The sequence below is a fragment of the Hymenobacter ginkgonis genome (assembly GCF_009755225.1).
Lineage (GTDB): Bacteria > Bacteroidota > Bacteroidia > Cytophagales > Hymenobacteraceae > Hymenobacter > Hymenobacter ginkgonis.
Genome location: NZ_WQKZ01000004.1, coordinates 100,588 through 121,510, shown reverse-complemented (window position 1 = coordinate 121,510; position 20,923 = coordinate 100,588). Strand labels below are relative to the sequence as shown.

Sequence of the window (20,923 nt, the reverse complement as noted above, 5' to 3'; positions counted from 1 at the left end):
CACTGTGCCAACTACGATGAAGCCCCGCGATTAGTTGAGGTTAGCGAGCGCTACCGTACGGACGCAAACGCCGCTTTTTTCAGGTAGTTTAGTGCGCACGCACCAGCACATGCACGTGCACCGTGCGGCCGTGGTCGTCGGCGCAGGAGACCTTTACATCGCCCGTCGGTGGCCGAAAAAACACCCGCTCACTGGCCCGGGCTGCCCGCATAAACTGGTCATTTACATACCAATAGACTTGGTGCACTTCGCTGCTAGCGGCGCAACTCAGGAGCAGTTGCTGCTGCTCGGCCGCCGCCAGCACGTACTCGGCGTGGGCCGCGGGCGAAGTAATGGTTAGCAGCGGCGGCGCGTCGGGCGAGTCGCTGGTAAGGTGGTCGGCCGCGGCTCCGCGCACCAAGCGGCACATGGGGTTGTGGGGGGGTAGGCGGCGCGTGGGCAACCCCTGGTTTTCGCGGAAGGCCAGCACCTCGGGCAACATATCGGGGTAGAGTTCGCGCCGGTAGCCGCTGGCCGGTGCGCAGGCCCGGCAATAGCTGTAGCGCCCATCGGCCGATACTAGTACTTCTTGCTGGTGCTGGCAGCGGCGGCTGGCCGACACGCCGGGCAAGTAATAATCCACTAATTGGCTGGGGCAGTGCTCGCCGGGTACCAGCCCGGTTTCGGCACAGACCAAGCGAAAGTCGAGGCTGGCTGGCGGGGCAAACCACTCGGCCGAGGCATTGTAGGCCAAGGAGTTGAACAAGTCAAATAAGAGCGGCGAAGCCACATCGGCCCCCGTAAGGGCGGGGCTACCCTGACCGTTAAAATTGCCTACCCACACCCCGATGGTATACTGCCGGTTGTAGCCGATGCTCCAGGCATCGCGGCGGCCGTAGCTGGTGCCGGTTTTCCAGGCAATGCGCGGCAGGTGGCGGCTGGCCGCCGCGTCGAGGGGTAGGTCGGGCCGCGTACGCTGGGCCAAGATGTCGGTGAGCAGGTAGGCGGCAGCCTCGCTTAGTAGCAAGGAATTTTTTGCCTTCACTTCCCCTAAAATCTTCCGTTGCGGGGCCAACGTGGACGAGCTAATTTTTAATTCTTCCCACCGGCCACCGTTGGCCAGGGCGGCATACAGCCCAGTTAGCTCTTCAAGCGTAGCGCCGCAACCGCCTAAAATGGTACTCAACCCCAGCCGGGGCGCATCGTGGGCCACCTGCCGAAAACCGGCCTGGCGCAGCGTGCTGGTGAAATTATCGACCCCGACTTCGGCCAAAACCCGCACGGCCGGAATATTAAGCGAGTAAGTCAGGGCGTGTTCCAGGGTCACTTCGCCTTGGTAATGCCGGTCGAAGTTTTCGGGCCGAAAACCCTGGAAGTTAGTGGGCACATCGGGCAGCACCGTTTTGGGCGTGGCGCGGCCGCGGTCGAAAGCCAAGCCGTAGAGCAGTGGCTTGAGCGTGGAGCCCGGCGAGCGCACGGCCCGCACGCCATCAACCTGCCCACTGGTGCGGCGGTCGTCGAAATCGGCCGAGCCGACGTAGGCCTCCACGGCGCGGGTTTTGTTGTTCACCACCAGCACGGCCGCCTGCGAAATACCCAGCGTAGCCAGCCGGCGCACATAGTTGCGGGCCAGGTCTTCGGCTTTGGCCTGGGTAGCTGGCCGAATCGTGCTGCGGATGAGCGCTGTGCCCGGCTGCGCCAGCACCAGTCGCCGCGCCAGGTGCGGCGCCAGGGTAGGGGCAGGGTGGCGCTGGGCCGCCAGCGGTTCGAGCAGCGCATCGGCAATATCCTGCGCGGGAAAAAGCTGGTGCTGCCCGAAATAGCGCAGCCAACGGTTGCGCTCGCGCAAAATGGCCGGGTTGCTTTTGCCCAGCACCAGCCCGCTTGGCCGGTTCGGAATGATGGCCAGCGTCACGGTTTGGGCCAGCGACAGGTAATCGGGTGGCTGCTGAAAATAGAGCAAGGCTGCCGATTTTACTCCCTCGACGTTGCTGCCGTACGGCACTAGGTTGAGGTAGAGCTGCAAGATTTCGGCCTTGCTGTAATGCGCCTCTAGCTGCGTAGCGCGCAGCATTTCCAGCAGTTTATTAGTAAAGGTGCGCTCCTTGGGTTCGAGTAGGCGGGCCACTTGCATGGTAATAGTGCTGGCCCCGGTGGTGCGCCCGCGGCCCAGCAGATTGCGAACCGCGGCCTGGCCTATTGCCAGCGGATTCACCCCAAAGTGGTAACGAAAATACCGGTCTTCCTTCTCGATAATGGCCGTTTGCAGCGCCGGAGTAATTTCGGATAGCTCCGTTTTCATCCGCCACTTTTGGGTGGGGTTGAGGTAGGCGTGCAGCACGGTGCCATCGGCGGCCAGCACCAGCGGCGAATATTGCGGGGCCGGCGGCAGCGGAAAAATTCGGTCGAGCGCCAGCACGAGCAGCACCGATAGTAGCAGGCCTACCCCCCCGCGCCGGGCGAGGCGGCTCCTCCAAAAGCGAAGCAGAAAAGCGGGCGCAAACTTGCCGGGCATGGCCAAAAAATGGGGGGTAGGGCCTGGGAAATGCTCGCCCGCCCGCGCCAACCTCTTATGCTTAGAAGTGCTACGCGGCCCGCGGCCCCAGATGCACCCGAAAGGTAGTGCCCTGGCCTTCCTCACTCTCCACTTCGATGCGGCCGCCGTGGGCCTGCACCAGGCGGTTGACCAGAAACAGCCCTACCCCCGTGCCTTCGGCTGCCTGCGGATGGAAGCGCCGAAATAACTGAAATAACTCAGTCCCATAGTGCTTTAGGTCGAGGCCTAGGCCATTGTCCTGCACCTCCAGCACGGGCTGGCCGGCCACGCACCGCGAGCGCAGCTGCACATGCGGCGGCCGGTCGGGGTGGCGGTACTTAAGGGCATTGGCCACCAGGTTGAGCAAGATGGTGCGCAGGTTGCCGCGCACGTAAGGCACTTCGGGTACCTCCCGAAAATCAAGTTGAATGTTGGCCTGCGTAGCCACCACCTGCGGGTGCAAAACCTCCAGAATATCAGCCGTGACGTCGGCCAGCGCCACCGGCTCGGCGGCCTGGGTGCTGGGCAGGCGGTTTTCTTCTACCAGGGTGGCTAGGTCGGTAATGGTGGTAGTGAGTGCGCTTAGCGACTTGTCCATGAAGTACAGCAACTGCGCATCGGCCGGGTTGGCGAAGGTGGCCGCGTGCTGAATCTCGTCAAACAAACCGCGCAGGTTGTTCACGGGCTGGCGCAAGTCGTGCGAGGCCGCGTACACAAAGTTGTCGAGGTCGGCGTTGGTGCGGGCCAGCTGCTGGTTGCTCACGCTCAACTGCTGGTTGCGGGCTTCTATTTCGGCGTTGGCGGCTTCGAGCTGGGCATTTTTTTCGTTCACTTCGCGGCGGGCAGCGGTCAGCTGGGCCAGCGAGTCGCGCAGCTGCTGGTTGGTGGCCTCCACCTCTTTGTGGTAGCTGGCCTGGTACTGGCGCCACTCGTTCTTTTCGATGGCGTGGCGCACCGTTTTGCGCAGCAGCTCGCGGTCGAACTGCTGCTTCACGAGGTAGTCGAATGCGCCGCTGTTGAGGGCGCGCACGGCCAGCGCCTCGCTGCCGCCGCCCGTTATCATCACGGTGCACAGGCTGTTGTGGGGGGCCAGCTTTTGCAGCTGGGCCAGCAGTTCTAGGCCGTCGATGTCGTGCAGGTTGTGGTCGAGCAGCACGCAGTCGGGTTGCACCTGCCTGAACATCACCAGGGCTTCCTCGCCCGAGGCTGCCTCAAACAGTTCCATGCGCTCGTCGCCGCTGCCTTCTTCTACTTTAAGAAAGCGCTTGTAGAGCAACCGGTCCTGCTCGTTGTCATCGACCAGCAATATCTTCTTCATCAGCAGCTACCTAGTGCAAAACCGGCAGCTCCGAAGCCTCCAGCCAGTAGTCAATAATAAGGCGAATACGCTCCTCCAAATCGGCGTAGGCAATGGGCTTGGTGAGGTAGCTATTGGCCCCCATGCGGTAGCAGTCCTCGATGTCGCGGCTGTTCGACGAAGTGCTGAAAATAATCACCGGAATCGTGCGCAGGTGCGCGTCTTGCTTAAGCGTATGCAGCACGGCGCGCCCGTCGGTGCCGGGCATATTGAGGTCGAGCAAAATAATGGCGGGTAGCGACTTGGGCCAAGCCGGATGCTTGCCATGGCCCTGCAAGTATTCGAGCGCTTGGTCGCCATCGGCGCAGCGCAGCACCGGGTTTTGCAGCGCGTATTTGCGAAAAGCCCGGCCCAAGGCCATAAAATCCTCGGCGCTGTCTTCCACTACAAGGATGGGCAAAAGGGGAGTAGACACTTAGTGGGCTTTTAGCAGTGAGAAATAAAATGTGGCACCTTGGCCTAGTACGGATTCTACCCAGAGTTCGCCACCGTGCTTCTCCACCATTTTTTTGGCAATAGCGAGGCCGGCCCCCGTGCCGCCACCAAACTTGTCCTGAGCGTGCAAACGCTTAAAAATTCGGAAAATGCTTTCGTGGTGCCGTTGTTCGATGCCAATGCCATTGTCCTGCACGTAAAAAACGTCGTAATCGGCCGGGTTGGCGGCCCCGCGCGGCCCGGCTTTGCCCGCCGGGGCCCAGCCCACGGTAATGCGCCGCTCGGGCTTGTTGTTGTACTTAATGGCGTTGGTAAACAGGTTGTTGAATACCTCGCGCAGCCGCACCGCATCGGCCTCGATAGTGGGCAGCGGGCCGCGCACATCCACGGTGGTGTGGGTTTGCTCGAAGCGCGGGCGCAACAGGTCGAGCACGTCGGCCACTAGCTCGTTCATGTCGGTGGGCACCAGTTCGAGGTCGAGGCGGCCCACCCGCGAGAGTTGCAGCAGCGAGTCGATGAGGGCTTCCATGCGCTGACTCAGGCGCACCAAGGTCTGAAGCTTGTCCACGCCGTCGGCATCGAGCAGCTCGGCGTAGTCTTCGAGCAAGAAGATGGAGTAGTTGTGAATGCCACGCAGCGGCTCTTTCAGGTCGTGCGAGGCCACGTAGGCGAAGGAATCCAGCTCGTCGTTGCTGCGCGCCAGTTCGGTATTGAGGCGCCCCAAACTAGCGGCGCGGGCCTGCAACTCGTTGAATACTTTGAGGCGCACATCGGCAATGTGCAGCCGAATGGCGTTGGCAGTTTCCAGCTCCAGGGGCAGCCACGGCGCGGCGGTGCTTTCAACCGTTTGGGCCCAGGCCGCAAACGACTGCCGGGGCGAGAGAAACAGCTGGCCATCTTCCATCTTGTGCACTTTCTCGTGCTTGCCGGCCCAGCGCACCGTTTGCAGCAGTTCGGGCCGAAACCAGAACAGGTAGTTGCCGGGCTCTTGGGCCAGGGCCACGGCCAGTACGCCGCTGGCCGTGGCGCGCATGGCCAGCCCCGCCTGGTTGAGCCGGGCGTAGGAATCCGTATGAAAAACGTCTTCCTCCAAGTGCTCGTCGAGCCAGGTAGCCAGCTCCCGAATTTGCGGGGGGGTAGGGGCATTGCCGAGCCGCACCACTTCGCCATCAAAGCAAATGGCCGCCCCGCCGCAGTTCAGCACGTCGAGCACAATGGGCACGGGCTGGTAGAGGCCCTCCACAAAGTTGACGTGGTTGCTCACCTGCTCTAGCAGCCGCACCTGAGCCTGCTGCAAGCGCAGCTGGTAGGCGTGCGTTTCGAGCTGCTCCTTGGTACTCAAGAGGGCCGAAAACGTTTTGCCAATAAATAGGCACAGCTCGCGCAGCTCGTAGCTCACCAGGCGCGGGGCATCGTGGTGGCACATGACCATGCCCCACAGCTTGCCGTCCTGAATGATGGAAATAGTCATGGTGGCCGCTACCCCCATGTTGCGCAAATACTCGATGTGGATGGGCGACACCGAGCGCAGCACCGCATACGTCATGTCGGGCGGGCGGCCGGTGCCGGGCGTGCGGGCCGGCACCAGGGGGGTAGGCGCGTAGTCGATGTCGGGGATGAAGCGCAGCCAGTTTTTGAGGTACATGGCCCGCGCCTGCTGCGGAATATCGGTCGCCGGGTAGTGCAGCCCCAGCAGCGGGTCGAGGTCGTCGCGCTTGGCTTCAGCCACCACTTCGCCACTTTCGTCGGCGGCAAAGCGGTACATGGCCACCCGCGCAAACCCCGTAATGTCGCGCACCTGCTCCACGGCGTACTGGCAGAAATCCAGCACGTTGGTCGCGCTTAGCATCTGGCTCAGCGTGTTGTTGAGGGCGGGCAGGCTCAGCACACTGGCCTCCTCTTCGGCCAAGGGCTCAAACTCGGCCCACAGCAGCCCGTCGTAGCGGTGCAGAATAAGCTTGTAGAACGGCTGGCCCGCCACGTGCTTGAGGCGCACGCCCAGCAGCTTAGTCGTTTCGGTGAGGGTAGGGAGCAGCGCCGCCACCTCGGCCAAGCGGCCGGGCCCCAGTAGCTCCTCCAGACCTTTGCCCAGCAAGTCTTCGGCCGCTAGGCCTATGAGCGCCTGGGTGTTAGCACTAGCCTGCACAATGCGGTGAGTATCCTCAGCCAGGCACAGCAGAAAGCCGTAGGGCTGCACCAGCCCCGGAATATGGATGGGCTCGCGGTCGCAGTTGGTGAGGGTGATGGTAGCCCCCACGAGGCTTTCATCGGTGAAGCTTACGGCTGATTGAGCCATGCGGATAGTTGCTGAAAAGTAAGGCTAGCCGACTGCACAATCTCGGCCTGATTAGCGGGGGTAGCGGCCGCGGCCAGCAGCTGGCAAAAGGCCTTCCACCGCGGCCCAGTTTGTGCGCCGTAACCCCCAAAATACGTGCGCAGCGGAATATCGGCCTTCGCTAGCTGCCGCGCTATCACTTGCCCACCCAGCGTCGAGCCCTCCAGCACGTACATGGCGCCCAGCAGCTGCGGCCAGCTGGCCAGCGGTGGCATAATGGGGCAAAGTGCTAAGGCTGAAGCCGGCACCTGCAAATCTTCCAGGATAAGGTGGGCGCGCTGGCGGGCCTCGGCTTCCCACTCCGGCCCTAGGTTTTGCTGGCGCAGCCGCGCCTCGTAGGGCACCAAAAAGCCGTACATCTTCGCCAAAAAATGCGCCGTGGCCGCGTAGCTCAGCGTGCCCGCCGCAAGGCTTTGGTTGAAGTGGTTTTGCTCTAGCAGGTCGTGCGCGGGCCGGGTTTCGGCGCGCAAGGCTTGCAAGATGGTCGGCGTTTCGGAGGGGGGTAGCATGGGTAGCGGGTTTCAAGTACAAAGAAACCGGTTCCTGCTAAAGTTTGCGGTTGAGGAGCAAGCGCCTAGTGGCGGATGAAGCCCACTCCTCAGCCAGCTAACTACTTCACTCGCACTACGCCGGCCCCGTTATAGGAATGATATTCCGCATTATACATGGCATCGGCGCTCACAGGACCCAGCTTGAAGGTGCCTTTGCTTACGGCGCGAGCCAGGTACATGAAATACTTGGGTTTGGGGGTAGCAGTGGTGAAGAGGTTGATGCGGTCATCGCGCACGTCGAGGTAGTCGGGCTGGGCCAAGCCGGGGAAGTTGGTCATGTCGCGGCTGGGAGTGAGGCGCGGGTTCTCGATTTCCAGCCCGGCAGGTAGCAAATCGGTGATGGCCACGTTCTTGACTTCACCGGCCGCATCGGCGCTTTGCAGGCTGATGACGACCATCACCAGGTCGTTTTGCTGGAAGGTGCCCTGGGTCATTGGCCTGCCGTCGCGGGTGGCGAACGCGCGGCGCACTTTCAGGTAGCTGTCTTCCTCGCGCACGCGGCCGCCGGCCGAAATACCTTCCTCCTCCCAGTAGTAATAAAGCGGGCCCGCGCCGCTGGCTTTTATCGTGAGCTGGCGGTTGGCCACGTTGTTCACGGTGAGGTCTTTGCCGCTGAATTTGCCGATTTCCTTGCCGTCGGCCAGCAGCGTAGCAGTGGTGGTGCTGGCCTGGCTGCGGCGCGCAATTTTGCCCAATGCCAGCAGCGCAAACGCCCGCTCCTGGGTATTGAGGTAGCGCGCCGTGCGCACCTGCCGGCTCAGCTGCCGGGCAATAGCGTTTACCTGCGGGTTGGTCGGGTCAGCTTCCAGCAAGGCATTCAGTGCCAGGGCTTCATCGCGGATGGGCGAGGCAAACGAATCGCCCAACTCGCGGCCCGACTTCTCGGCTGAAAACTGCCGGGGTAGCACCTCCTGGAACGCCCGCTGCTGCCCGCCCAGCGCGTAGGTGCAGGCCAGCAGAAAGCGCGCCTCCAAAGTGAGCAGCGGCCGGTTGGCCTTGTAATAATTCAGCGCCACGGCATCTTGGCGGCCGGCCAGCGCCAACACGTAGAGCGAGTAGGTGATTTCGCGCTTGGCAATGATGCGCTGCCGGGCCAGGCCATCGACGGTGAAATACTGATAAGGCTCCGTTTCGCGCTTCTTGAGGCGAAACTGCAAGTAGTGCAGCACCTTATCGAGGGTGCTCTGGTTCACGGCGAAGCCGGCTTGCTTGGCTTCGAGCAGAAAATGCGCGGCGTAGGCAGTGGCCCACCAGTTGTCGTAGTCGCCGCCCGGCCAGTAGCTCAGGCTGCCGTTGTAGAGCTGCATCGCTTCTATTTTGCGGATGGCCTCCTGCACGTTGTAGTTGGGGTTGTAGCGCTGGGCCCTACCCCCCGGTTTTTGCTGAAGCGTGGCCGCTAAATCGCCGAAATACAGCTGCGGGAACGCCGCCGACACGGTTTGCTCCAGGCAGCCGTAGGGGTATTGCAGCAAGTAGCTCAGGTCTTTAGAAAACTGGATGAGCGGCGAGCGGCTCAGCACCAGCTTGCTGCGCAAGGAGGAGGGTAGGAAATCGGTGCGCAGGTTGAGCACGGCGGGCGTACCAGCCGCTACCTCGCCGTTGCCGGTGCGCTTTTCGAGCGGCGCGGCCGGGCGGATGGGGATTTCGATGAGTTCGGAGAAAGTCTCCGTTGAGCCTTTTAAGCCAACGGCGACAATCTTGACGCTACCGTTGCCAATAGTTTGCCGAGCACCGATGTGGAAAGTGATTCTGCTCTCTTTATTAGGCAGCAGCGGTACAGTCCATTCCTCGTTTCGCCCTTTCATACTAATTCCATCAACTCCGTTTTCCGTAATGGGTTCAGCAGAAATGAGTGGGCCAGTAAGTTGCTTTGTAACCTTGACGAAAATTCTATCCTTGGTTGTATTCGTCAGCGTAACCGGCACGTCAATCGTGTCGCCGGGGCTCATAAAGCGGGGTAGGGCCGTCGAAATCACTACTGGGTCGGCCACGCGCATGGTTTGCTCGGCGTTGCCGAAAGCGTCGTCTTTGTAAGCCACAGCCATCACGCGCAGCGCGCCACTAAACTGTGGCACGCGCACCTTATAGCGCACTACTCCTGAGGCGTCGGCAGTAAGAATACCGCTCCATTTGGCCACCAACTTTACGCGGCGGCTGGGCACGGGGGTAGTGCGGCGGGCGAGGTCGGCCGCGTCGCCGCCGCTGCTGCTGGTGCCCATCTCGGGCAGCAGGAAGGGGTACACGTCGAAGGCATTGACTTCAAGCGCCCGCTTCTGGTAGAAGTAGCCGTAAGGGTCGGGCGTGTGGTAGTTTTTGCGCTGCAAAATGCCTTCATCTACCACGGCCAGCGTGACTTGCGCGCGGGGCGCCGTGTGCACCTCCACCGTTTGGAACACCTGCGAACGGCTCAGCTCCGGTGCCTTGATGCTGACGGCTAGGTGCGCGCCCGGCTTTTCCACCGTCAGTGGCACGAAGCCCCGCGCCACGGTGAGGGGTAGGGAATTGTCGGTGATGGGCCGGATGGCGGTGGCCGTGACGTACACATTCGGCACGTGCCCAGTGCGGATGGGAATGCTCACGCGCGCCGATTTCTGGTCGGTATCGACGTAGAAATGATCGAACACCCGGTCGCGTTCTACCGTCACCAAGATGCGACCGGGGAAGGGCGTTTTCAGTAGGAGCTGTGCGGTTTGGCCGGGCTCGTACTTCGGCTTGTCGGCCTCAATCGTTACCTCGCCTTCGGTGTTGACCTCAAACGAGTTGCCGGCCGTGTCGCCGCTGCCGTAGGCGTAGAAGTGCGCTGCCACGTAGCTTGCCGCGCCCGGCCGGCTCACCCGCACCTCGTACTCGCCCGAGTAAGTCGGCGTGAAAGTGAAGCTGGTGCCTACCCCTACCGACTGCGTTTGGCTACTCAGCACCTGCTCGCGCTTCTGCGAATTATAGATGTAGCGCCCGCCCTGGCGCTCGAGCACGGTTTCCCAGAGCAGCCGCACAATGCGCACCTGCGCCGTGGCCCGCGCGGGCTGGCCGCCCGGCGTGAGGGCCAGCAGCTTAAGCGGCAGCGCCTGCCGGGTGCTCACCAGCTCGGGCACTTTGGCAATGCCAAATAGGGTGGCTTGCGTCTGTACCTCGAAGGTAGCCAAGCGGTTAACGGGCCGGCCGGTTTCGTCGAATACAGTAGCAAAGGCTACCCCCTCCAGCGTGCCTAAGTCGCGCGCATCGGGCAGCACGTAGGTGGCGGTGCCACGCCCGGCGGCGTCAGTAGCGCCCTGGCTCACCGACTTTTGGAAGCGTTGCGCGATGCCCGAACTGGGCTCTTCGCTGCCTTCTTCGCCCTCGGTAGTAGAGCGGCTGGGCCGCTCGCCGGTGTTGATGTCGAAGTTATACTCGGGGTAATTCTTGGCTGAAAACTTCTTTTCCTTCAGCGAAAACTCGACTTCGAACTTGCGCCCGGCAGCGGGCGGCCCAAACAAGTTTTGCGCCGCGATGGTGGCCGTCACGGTCTGGGCCGGGCGCAGCACGGTGGGCGCGGCCGTAACGGTCACTTTCAACCGGTCAGGGATAAATTCCTCCACGCTCACCGCTTTCGAGGTCAGCAGCACGTCGTTGCCGGTCAGCACTTCGAGCTCGTAGAGGCCCGTCATCACGGTGGGGGGTAGGATGAAGCGCGACTCGACCGCGCCGGTGGCGCTCAGCTTTTCGCCGAAGCTGGCGTACTCCTTGCCCGTGGGCAGCAGCAGGCGCACCTTCACGGGTAGGCCGGCGGGCGGCGTGTGCCAATCCTCAGTGCGCACCACCACGTTGGTATGGATGGTGTCGCCGGGCCGGTATAGGTCGCGGTCGCCGTACAGAAATGCCTGGTAATGCGCGGCATTGCTGGTCAGGCCGCCCACCTCAAAACGCGATGTTTCGACCCGGCTGCCCTTGAGGCTCAAAAACGTAAAATCGGCGTCGCGGGTGGCTAGCACCATGCCCAGGCGCAGGGGGCTGCCGGCTACGCTGTCGAAGCGCGCCACGCCTTGGCCGTTGGTAATGGCGGTGCCCATCAGCTGGTTGTTGGTGCTGATGAAGCGCACCGTGGCGCCGCTCACCGGCCGCGCCGTGCGCAGCGAATTGAGAAAAACCACGGTGCCGCCGCCTACCCCCTGCTTGGCAATCAAGCCGAGGTCGGTGAGGGCCACCAGCTTATCCTGGCGCAGCCACTGGCGCTCGGTGTCTTGCACGCGTACCACGTAGAGGCCCTTAAGCGGCGCGTTGAATTCCAGGTCTTTGAGGTTGAGCGGCAGCAGGCGCAGGCCATTTTCCTTGGCTAGCCCGGTGGTGGCGTAAGTGCGGGTAAAAAGTACGTCGCCCCGGTTTTCGAGGTCATAATATTGGTAGCTGCGGTCTACGTAGTCGCCGTTTTCGTCTTGCTCGGGTTCGCCGTCCTCATTGGGTTCGTAGCCATACTGCTTATCGGTGCGCAATATTTCTTGGATGTTGCTGGCGTATACCTTCGCCACGGTCACCTTCACGTTGGCCACCTCATTCAGCCGCAGGCCCAGGTTGCGATTGCCCAGCGCATTGAGGTACATGGCTTTATCAGTACTGGCAAAGCTGATGCTCGGCTGGCTGTCGCCGAAGCTTACGCCTTGGTCAAACTTCTCCGCCAGCTGCCCGCCCAGCGTGCCGCGCAGGCCGGGGTCAATGCGCACTTGGTAGGTTTTGCCGACCTCGAAGCCGCCGCGCAGCGCCAAGCCGCTTTCCAAGGCTTCTACCTCGTAGGGCACGGCGGGCGTCACTTTCAGAAGCGGCTGGATATCAGCCACTGACACGGGCTGGTTAGTCAGCAGCGTTACTACCGCTTTGCCGTCTAGTATCTGGCCGGTTAGCTCGCGCACTTGCAGCGTTTGCTGGTCGGGCACCTCGCTGTCGGCTAGTAGCGGCTGGGTAGTCGCCTGGCTGCCAGCCACGGCTTGCAGCCCCGGCAAAACCTCAAAATGCAGCGGCTGGCCAGGCTTAACATCTTGGTTGATAGCAATAGCCAGCGTGCGGTCGGGCTCCGCGGCGGTGAGCGTAAAAGCTATCGGATGGCCGTTTTGGCTCACGCGCAAAAGGGGGCGCAAGTCGGCTGGTCGCACCGGGTAGTTGAATTGCACGTTGGCTCGCAGCTCGGCGGTACCCGCCGCCCGGTTGCTGCGCCCAAAAAACACCTGTGCCCCGCTGAGGTCCAGAAACGGCGTGTGAAATTTCGGGCGGCTCAACGTCAGCTTTTGCTTGCCTGAGGGCAAGGCGGCCGTGCGCAAACTAGCCGCAAAGGCCGTGCTCGGCCGAAACGGCTCTAGCGGCGAGAATACCAGCTCGCGCCCGTCGTTCGCCCACTTAAACTTGCCTTTAATGGCAGGTTCGAAAGCTACGTAGCGCGTAGTATCCCAGTGGTTTACCTGGCTGGCCGGTACTACTGGCTCTTCAAACGTGAAGACCAAGTTCTGGTACGGGTCAATTTCTTCGCCGGCGGCTTGGCTAGCCGCCGCAGCTTGGTTTTGGTCGGTTTTCTTCGAGCAAGAAAACGCAGAAAGCAACGACAAAAACAGCAGCGGCAGCAGGCAGCGTTGGCGCATAAGGGGCGGGTAGTAAGCGGAGCGGGAAAGGTAGCAAAAAAACGCAGCTACCCCACCGCTCCGCTGCTTAAACTACCTCACGCTAAGCTCTGGGTAGTACTTTTCTACTAGCATGTTGTGGAAGAAGAGTGCCACGGTATCGCGGATTTCTTGCTTAAAATCTCGCTTGCGCTGCGTGCGGGCCCGGTGGTTGGACTTAATACTCGCCAGCGGCTTTTCGGGGGTAGGAATAGGTAGCAGAAATAGCTTGCTGGTAGTTGGCTCGCCGGCAAACTGTTGCCAGAAGGCATCGTAATCGAAATAATGTTTGGGCCCCGCGCCAAGCTGCTGCTCCGAGCTGATGCCTACGGCGCACGTGATGCCCAGCGATACCGCCAAGCCATAAACAGCGTTAATCAACACGGTGGCGGGCGTAATATCACCCAAGGATTTAGTCGCGTAGCGCATCAGGGAGCTGTCCTTTGCCCCCTGCACCTGGCTGATAAGCAGGGCCTGCTCTGTTGCCGTGCCCACAATAGTACCCGGCACAATAACGAATGTCACCATTTGCACCAGCGTAGAGTTAAGCCGCAGGCTAACCGATAGTTCGCCCTCAAAGCCTGCCAGCGTTGGGTAAGACAGCGTGACGGTAAATAAATCCTCGCCGCATCTCATTTCCCAAATAACGGGTTGGTGCGCGATGGTAGTAAAAACTTCCTCGCCCAGCGTAGCCGCCAAAAATTGGTAATGATTTAGAATAGCATCCAGGCGCGCACTTCTGGAAAAACTAGAGGCTGCATAATGCCCCAGGTATTTATAAGGAAATTTCGCCTGCTTATCAAGTAATGGGTCCAGCGGAAAACGCTCCAGCAGGTTTTGCATGCGTTGAAACTCTTCGTGATTCAAACGCGCCTGAATAGTACGGAAGGTATATTTAAGCTGTAGTAATCCTGGCTGGGCAGATAAATAACGAAGAGCTGAAATGAATCTGTTTACGGGCGTATAATGCGTCATGCTATAATTACATTGTCTTGAGTGATTAGCAAATGTATCGCTATCAAAGCAATGTACAATAATTCATGTTTTTGATGAATTAGTAAAATGATAACATGCCCGGCTTTAAAAGAGAGCAAAACACTTTTTTTAAAGTAGTGAAGCCAATAAGTGTCGGGTTTTTACTTCATTTTTGATGAGTTATTTTATATTAATAGGATTCATGTGTAATTAGCAAAGTTATATTTTATGAACAATTAATGCTACCCATTTTATTGCCTTTATAAGCGTGCTGACTAGCAATTGTCGCCTTTATAGATAATATGTTTTGCTTGCCTGGCTGTCCTTTATAATAAACCCTAATGCTGTCACATCCCCACGAAGTTTTTCTTGAAGTAGCACAACGCCTGAGCTTTACTAAGGCCGGGCAAGCGCTGTTTATTAGCCAGTCGGCGGTGAGCAAGCAGGTAAAGGCCCTCGAAGAGCACTACAAAACGGGCCTCTTCGAACGGCTAGGGGGTAGCGTGCAACTCACACCTGCCGGTCAAAAATTATATCAAAAGCTGTTGCAGGCAAAGCAGTTGCAGCAAGAGCTGCAACAGGAAATGACCGAGTTGAACCCGGCTTTTGCGCCGGCGGTGCACCTGTTGCTGGGAGCTAGCACCACCATTTCGCTCTATGTGCTACCCCCCGTGGTAGCGGCTTACCTGCGGCAGCACCCGCAGCACCAGCTTAGCCTCAAAAACCGGAACAGCGACAATATTCTCAAGGCCTTATTGGACCACGAAATTGAACTGGGTATCATCGAAGGCATCCATAAAGTGAGCAATGTGACGTACACGCCGCTGCTCTCAGATGAGGTGGTGGCGGTATGTGCGGCGGCCAATCCGCTGGCTGGCCGCGTGCTCACCATCAGCGACTTGCTGCGTATTCCGTTGGCGCTGCGGGAGGTGGGTTCGGGTACGCTGGCCGTGCTCGAAGAAGCCCTGGAGCAGCAGCACATTAAGCTGGCGGCCCTGCCAGTGCGGGTGCGGCTGGGTGGCACCGAAGCGCTCAAAAACTTCGTGCGCGTCGAAACGACTTGCTTAGCGTTCCTACCCCGCCAAGCCGTGCTGAAGGAGCTAGCGAGTGGCGAGCTGACAGAAGTAAAAATCAAGGGTTTGTTTTTAGAGCGCAAATTCAATTTTATTCAGCGCAAGGGCACAGAGAATAATGGCCCTTACCGCGACTTTTTGCGGTTCACGCAGCGCTACTATTCCGTATTGGAATAGGCTATGCAAAAAAGCCATTTCGCTAGGGCATAGCAATCCGTATAGGGTAACCTCAACTTTGCCTTATGAAACGAGTAGCCACGTTGCCCCAGTCCCGCATTCATGCCCTGCACTGCGCCCAGTGCCAGACATCCTACTCGCCCTTCGAGCTGCAGAGCGTGTCGCCCTGCTGCCAACAGCCACTCGTGGCCGACTACGATATGAGCTGGCCGCTTACCCCCGGTGCTGGTATCAATTTGGCCGACAGCTCGATGTGGCGCTATGGCGCCCTGCTACCCCTGCTCGACGAGGCCAACAAAGTGACCTTGGGCGAAGGCCTGACGCCGCTGCTAACGCTGCCGCGCCTGGCTGCTCGCTACGATTTGCACGCCCTGCTGCTCAAGGACGAGGGCCAGAACCCTACCGGCTCGTTTAAGGCGCGGGGCCTGAGCATGGCCATTTCTAAAGCTAAAGAGCTGGGCGTGAGCGGCTGCATTATTCCCACGGCCGGCAACGCGGGGGTAGCAATGGCTGCTTACTGTGCCCGCGGTGGGCTGTCGGCTACCGTCGTGATGCCGCGCCACACTCCCGAGGCATTCAAGGAAGAATGTTATTGGTATGGAGCTCAGGTAGAATTAGTTGATGGCCTTATCAATGATTGCGCGGCCCGCGTGCGTCAGCTAAATGCTGGCGGCGAGCTGCTCGATATTTCGACCCTGAAGGAGCCCTATCGCCTCGAGGGGAAGAAAACCATGGGCTATGAAATTGCGGAGCAGCTCAACTGGCAGCTGCCCGACGTGCTACTCTACCCCGCTGGCGGCGGCACCGGCCTCATTGGTATTTGGAAAGCCTTTCGGGAAATGAAAGCGCTAGGCTGGCTCGCGCCCGAGGCTGCCCTACCCCGCATGGTGGCGGTGCAGGCCGAAAACTGCTGCCCGCTGCTCGAAACCTACCTTGGCCACCAGCCCAACTGCCATAACTATACCGGCCGCCCCACGCTGGCCAACGGCCTTGCCGTGCCCCGCCCCCTGGGCGAACCGCTGATGCTGGAGGTGCTGCGAGAATCGAACGGTACCGTAGTGGCTATCAGCGAAGAAGGCATGCTCGAAGGCATGCGCGAGCTGGGCCAGCAGGAAGGCTTGTTTGTGGCGCCCGAGGGGGCGGCCGTCTGGATGGCCGCCCGCAAATTGCTGGCCGAAGGCTGGCTGCACGCCGACGAGCGCATCCTGCTCCTCAACACCGGTAATGGCCAGAAATACATGAGCAACGTGGCCGGTCGCGCTTGGGCGTAGTGCCAAACCTCGCTTCGGTTGGAGCTAGGAATTAGTGTGGCTCTTAGTACTAAAACTGCACCCATAAAACCTGTAGAATTACCACCGCTGCACCCGAGCGCAAGGGTTGCTAAGTACGCGATTGCCTTAGGTGCTACGCAAAAAGGGGACCTTGCCCACCCGTGGCAAGGTCCCCTTTGGCAAGCTGCCTACGCTTGCCTATTGTTTCACAAATTTAAGCTGCTGCTTGACGGTGGGAGTATGCAGGCGTACCAGGTACAGGCCCGCTGCGTAGGTATTGACCTGCCACTGCACTTGCTGTGGCTGGCCGGCACTACTCGTGCCGCCGGCCAGCTTCTCTACCAGCCGGCCCTGCATGTCGTACACCGCCAGGGTATAAGCTTCGGTTTGAGCCAGCGCGAAGCGCAACTGCACGTGGTCGGTGCAGGGGTTGGGGCTGCCTTCCAGTAAGTTGGCCAGGGCCGCAGGCGCTTCCACTGCCTGGGTAGCAAGCGCTGCCTGGGCGGCCGGCTCGGTGCCATACACCAGCTTGCCAGCCAGGTAAGCCGTGATGTGGGGCTGCTCGGCCAGCGTGGCCAGGGGGCGGAACGAATAGTCGTTGGTTTGCGTGAGGTTGCTCCCATCGGCCCGGTGAATACGCAGCTGAATCTCGCCCGTATTGCCAGCGGGGGCGAATGTGCCCAGACGGGCAGCAAAGTGCAGCTCAGCATAGCTTTGGCCGTTCTGCTGGCCGGTTTGCACCGTAAAATTGGACGCTCCCAGCTTGGCATAGGCAACTGGCAACACTTGGGCTGGCGCGCCATCGGCGGTAAACCAGTAGCGCACGGTCAGGTCTTTGTAGTCGATGGCCGTTGTGCCTTCGTTGCGCACCTGCAGCTGCACCTGAATAGCCGAAGTGCTGGGCGCCAGGTCTTCATTAGCAGCAAATACCGTGAGGCTATTCACGGGCGGCCTTATCAAAACCTGGCTGGAAGTAACCGACTGGCCGTTGAGGGTAGCCGTGACTGAATAATAGCCCCATTCAGTTACGGTGATGCTGGGCCCGGTGGCGCCGGTGCTCCAGACGTAGCTGGCGCCAGGGGCGGGCGTGGTGCTGAGCGAGCCATCGGCATTGAGGCGGGCCAGGCGGTTTTGCCTGACGCCGTTGTAGTTAGTGAACGCGCCGCCAATGATGATTTGCCCGTTGGGCTGCACCACAATGACGTTGATGGGCGCCAGGTCGCCGGTAATGCTGCTGCCGCCCAAGGCGCCCTCCAAGCTGCCCGCCGGCGTTAGGCGGTACAGGTACGTGACCACGCCGGCGCCAAGGAAACTCGATGAGCCAACCAGAATCCGCCCGTCGGGCTGCACCGCCACGGTCGTGTTGCCCGTCTGCGTGTTGTTACTCGGCGAGTAATTAAACTCCACGTTACCCGCCAGGTCCAGCCGTTGCACAAAGCCTGCGCGAAATCCGATGAGGTACGCCGCGTACCCTCCCACCACCAGCTTGCCGTCGGGCTGCAGCGCCAGACTAGTGTAATAGTATCCTATCGGGTGAATGCCGCCCGACGTGCTCGGCAAGCCGGCGTAGCCGGTATCGAGGCTGCCATTGTAGTTCAGGCGCACGAGGCCCGGGCCAGCCACCAGGATTTTACCATCGGCCTGCAGGGCCAGGGCCGCTACGAGGGGGTAGGCGATGCTGGGCACGAACGTGGCTTCGAGGTTGCCGATGGTGTTGAGGCGGGCCAGGTAGGTGCGGGGCGTGCCGTTGTAGCTGGTGAAGTTGCCGCCCACAATCAGCTGCCCGTCGGGCTGCAGGGCCAGGGCCTTAACGGCGTCGTCAAAGCCGGTGCCGCTCTGCCGGAAGCTGGCATCCACGCTGCCGTCGGGGTCGAGGCGCATTAGGTTGCTGCGGGCCAGGCCCTTGTAGGTGCTAAAGCTGCCGCCCACCACGATACGGCCATCAGGCTGCAGCAGCACCGCGTTGACGGGCCCGTTGGGCCCGGCGCCCACCGCAAAGCTGGCGTCGAAGCTGCCGTCGGGGTTGAGGCGCACCAGGTTGTTGTGGGCCACCCCATTGTAGGCGCTGAAAGCCCCGCCGACCACGATTTTGCCATCCGGCTGCAGGGCCAGCGCGTTCACCGGGCCGTCGAAGCCCCCGCCAGTGTTCAGGGTGGGGTAGGCCACACTGGCCGTCAGCGTCTGGCTGAAACCCGCCGGCAGGCTGAGGGGGCCCGCCGGCGTCACCTGCACCACGAAGGGGGCCGCCGGCGCCACCGTGACCACCACGGCATTAGACGTGGCCGACTGCCCATTGGCGGTAGCCGTGACCGAGTACGTGCCCGAGAGCGCGACGCTGATACTGGGCCCGGTGGCCCCGTTGCTCCAGACGTAGCTGGCGTTGCCCACGGGTGTGGGCGTAGTGTTGAGCGGGCCATAGAGAGTGAGGCGGGCCAAGTGGTTGACGGTAGTGCCGTTGTAGTTAGTAAAAGCGCCGCCGATAATAATTTGCCCGTTGGGCTGCACCACAATGGCGTTGATGGGCGCCAGGTCGCCAACGACGCTGCTGCCGCCCAGCGTGCCGCCCAGGGCTTCCTCCTCCAGCGCGCCCGCCGCCGTCAGGCGCCTCAGGTACGTAACCATTCCGGTGGAGGAGAAACTCGAAGCTCCGACCAGAATCCGCCCGTCGCGCTCCACGGCCACGACCGTGTTGCCCGTCTGCGGGTTGTTACTCGGCGAGTAATTAAACTCTACGTTGCCCGCCAGGTCCAGCCGTTGCACAAAGCCCACGTGGGCGCCAATGAGGTACGCGGCATAGGCCCCCACCACCAGCTTGCCGTCGGGCTGCAGCGCCAGACTGGTGTAGTAATACGACACCGGGTGGATGCCGCCCGAACTGCCGCTCTTGTTGGCATAGCTGGTATCGAGGCTGCCGTTGTAGTTCAGGCGCACGAGGTAATTACCCCCCGCCAGGATTTTACCATCGGCCTGCAAAGCCAGCGCCAACACGGGAGAGGGTAAGCTGGGCACGAGCATGGCCTCAAGGTTGCCGATGGTGTTGAGGCGGGCCAGGTAGGTGCGGGCCGTGCCGTTGTAGCTCGTAAAGTTGCCGCCCACCAGCAGCTGGCCGTCGGGCTGCAAAGCCAGGGCGTTAACGGGACCATTAAAGCCCGTGCCGGTTTGCCGGAAGCTGGCATCCACGCTGCCGTCGGCGTTGAGGCGCACCAGGTTGCTGCGGGCCTGGCCCTGGTAGGTGCTAAAGCTGCCGCCCACCACGATGCGGCCATCCGGCTGCACCAGCACCGCGTTGGCGGGCCCGTTCAGGTCCGCGCCCACCACAAAGCTGGCGTCGAGGCTGCCGTCGGGGTTGAGGCGCACGAGGCCATTTCGAGCCGTGCCGTTGTAGCTGGTGAAGGCGCCCCCCACCACCACCTTGCCATCGGGCTGCAAGGCCAGCGCATTCACCGCGTCGTTGAAGCCCGTGCCTATCACAAAGGCCGGGTACGTGGCGTCGGCCGTCAGCGTCTGGCTGCTGCCCCCCGGCAAAGTAAGAGGTCCGGCCGGGGTCACACTTACCGTGAAGGGGGTAGCAGCCTGCCCATACGCCAGCCAAGGAGTGCCTAGCCCAAGCAGCAGCCCAAGCAGCAGCCCAAGCAGCCACATGCCCAGCCAGTTTTTGCGTTTAGTCAATTTTTCAGGAAGTACCGGCAGTTTCATAGGGAGGGTGGGAAGAGGTGAGGAAGAAAAAAGGCAGAAGCCACCGTTCAGCGCAACTTATTCAATGGCTTGCTAGTAACTATTTGGCCAGCAGGAAATTATTTAGGAATAATCTTCAAAAGTGTGTTCGCGAAGCAACAGACGCTGCCGAGGCGAACGCCCGCTTAGCGGGCTGCTGGGCTGGTGCCACGCGGCTTATCTTACCCAGCAGCGCTGCTACTTAGGCGGCGCTTGTGGCCCAAAAGCAGTTGGGAGGGACGCATAAAAAGGCACGAAGCCCTACCGGCACCGCCAGCGCTGTAGCAAGCAAGCAGTATTGGTAGCTGCCAATGTGGGTTGCGCATATTGAAGTGCGTGTAAAAAACCAGCAGCAAACGTGCTACCGTTGCTGGCAGGCGTTTGGCACCTACCAAGGCTGCATATTGTGCGGCGCCTTGGTAGTAATGGTCTCGGCAAAGCCGGGGCAATAAATAGTCAGCAACCCTCGCGCAGCGCCTTAAGTCAGCAGTAGATGAGGCCAAGCTAGGTGCTTGCAAAGGGGGTAGGGCCGGCCAGCAAGGGCGCACCTGCGCTGGCTATAGCCTTAGCGCAGTGGTCGCGGCGGCATAGCTTAGCGCGTGTTCAGAATCTCCATTTTCGCACTATGCTCAGCTTGTCGAAGCATGGCGAAAACCTCGGTATTAATAAGCTCCAAACACGCGCTAATCTGCTGGTTAGTAACTGCGCTTTAGGACCAAGTTGGCGAGGAAGTGTGCAAGAAATGTTTTCATAAGAAAAAGGAAGAAGTGAGGGCACAAAACGAGGTACCCGGCCCGGCCTGTCGGCGGAGTCGCTTGGCAGTTACTCGCTTAGTACACTGAAATTTAGCCGAATGAAATTGATTAATCAACGAGCGCAAATTATTTTTTTGAAATATTATT

Annotated in this window: 10 protein-coding genes; 2 read left to right on the top strand and 8 right to left on the bottom strand. The window is 60.6% G+C overall.

From position 1 onward, the window contains the following. Window positions 1-88: 88 nt before the first annotated feature. The 7 genes from pbpC to GO988_RS16510 all read right to left on the bottom strand — a co-directional run bounded on the left by pbpC (window position 89) and on the right by GO988_RS16510 (window position 13,786). Window positions 89-2,494, bottom strand: a complete 2,406-nt coding sequence (gene pbpC, locus GO988_RS16540) for a penicillin-binding protein 1C (RefSeq protein WP_157567575.1) — start codon at window positions 2,492-2,494, stop codon at window positions 89-91. 70 nt (window positions 2,495-2,564) lie between these two features. After that, window positions 2,565-3,833 carry an ATP-binding response regulator gene (locus tag GO988_RS16535; protein ID WP_157567572.1) on the bottom strand — a complete coding sequence of 423 codons (1,269 nt, stop codon included), beginning with the start codon at window positions 3,831-3,833 and terminating at the stop codon, window positions 2,565-2,567. A gap of 10 nt (window positions 3,834-3,843) precedes the next feature. Then, window positions 3,844-4,287, bottom strand: coding sequence for a response regulator (locus GO988_RS16530; protein WP_198172843.1), 444 nt, complete (start codon window positions 4,285-4,287; stop codon window positions 3,844-3,846). Then, window positions 4,288-6,603, bottom strand: a complete 2,316-nt coding sequence (locus GO988_RS16525; RefSeq protein ID WP_157567570.1) for an ATP-binding protein — start codon at window positions 6,601-6,603, stop codon at window positions 4,288-4,290. Next, window positions 6,585-7,151, bottom strand: a complete 567-nt coding sequence (locus tag GO988_RS16520; protein WP_157567568.1) for a biliverdin-producing heme oxygenase — start codon at window positions 7,149-7,151, stop codon at window positions 6,585-6,587. Before GO988_RS16520 ends, GO988_RS16525 begins: the two co-directional genes overlap by 19 nt. A gap of 101 nt (window positions 7,152-7,252) precedes the next feature. After that, window positions 7,253-12,793, bottom strand: coding sequence for an alpha-2-macroglobulin family protein (locus GO988_RS16515; protein ID WP_157567566.1), 5,541 nt, complete (start codon window positions 12,791-12,793; stop codon window positions 7,253-7,255). Window positions 12,794-12,865: 72 nt separating this feature from the next. Continuing rightward, window positions 12,866-13,786 carry a DUF535 family protein gene (locus tag GO988_RS16510; protein ID WP_157567564.1) on the bottom strand — a complete coding sequence of 307 codons (921 nt, stop codon included), beginning with the start codon at window positions 13,784-13,786 and terminating at the stop codon, window positions 12,866-12,868. A gap of 341 nt (window positions 13,787-14,127) precedes the next feature. On the opposite strand from GO988_RS16510, the gene GO988_RS16505 reads away from it, so the two are divergent. After that, window positions 14,128-15,036 carry a LysR family transcriptional regulator gene (locus tag GO988_RS16505; RefSeq protein ID WP_157567562.1) on the top strand — a complete coding sequence of 303 codons (909 nt, stop codon included), beginning with the start codon at window positions 14,128-14,130 and terminating at the stop codon, window positions 15,034-15,036. A gap of 65 nt (window positions 15,037-15,101) precedes the next feature. Then, window positions 15,102-16,307: a threonine synthase gene (locus GO988_RS16500; RefSeq protein ID WP_157567559.1), complete on the top strand. Its 1,206-nt coding sequence runs from the start codon at window positions 15,102-15,104 to the stop codon at window positions 16,305-16,307. Between the two features lie 198 nt (window positions 16,308-16,505). Here the strand turns inward: GO988_RS16500 and GO988_RS16495 are convergent, their stop codons facing one another. Next, window positions 16,506-19,976: a cellulose binding domain-containing protein gene (locus GO988_RS16495; RefSeq protein WP_198172839.1), complete on the bottom strand. Its 3,471-nt coding sequence runs from the start codon at window positions 19,974-19,976 to the stop codon at window positions 16,506-16,508. Between the last annotated feature and the right edge of the window lie 947 nt (window positions 19,977-20,923).

What these genes read in the sequence shown, in the direction of transcription:
- GO988_RS16525 (WP_157567570.1), bottom strand. Translation starts at nt 6,603, where the DNA reads ATGGCTCAATCAGCCGTAAGCTTCACCGATGAAAGCCTCGTGGGGGCT.
- GO988_RS16520 (WP_157567568.1), bottom strand. Translation starts at nt 7,151, where the DNA reads ATGCTACCCCCCTCCGAAACGCCGACCATCTTGCAAGCCTTGCGCGCC.
- GO988_RS16515 (WP_157567566.1), bottom strand. Translation starts at nt 12,793, where the DNA reads ATGCGCCAACGCTGCCTGCTGCCGCTGCTGTTTTTGTCGTTGCTTTCT.
- pbpC (WP_157567575.1), bottom strand. Translation starts at nt 2,494, where the DNA reads ATGCCCGGCAAGTTTGCGCCCGCTTTTCTGCTTCGCTTTTGGAGGAGC.
- GO988_RS16535 (WP_157567572.1), bottom strand. Translation starts at nt 3,833, where the DNA reads ATGAAGAAGATATTGCTGGTCGATGACAACGAGCAGGACCGGTTGCTC.
- GO988_RS16505 (WP_157567562.1), top strand. Translation starts at nt 14,128, where the DNA reads ATGCTGTCACATCCCCACGAAGTTTTTCTTGAAGTAGCACAACGCCTG.
- GO988_RS16500 (WP_157567559.1), top strand. Translation starts at nt 15,102, where the DNA reads ATGAAACGAGTAGCCACGTTGCCCCAGTCCCGCATTCATGCCCTGCAC.
- GO988_RS16510 (WP_157567564.1), bottom strand. Translation starts at nt 13,786, where the DNA reads ATGACGCATTATACGCCCGTAAACAGATTCATTTCAGCTCTTCGTTAT.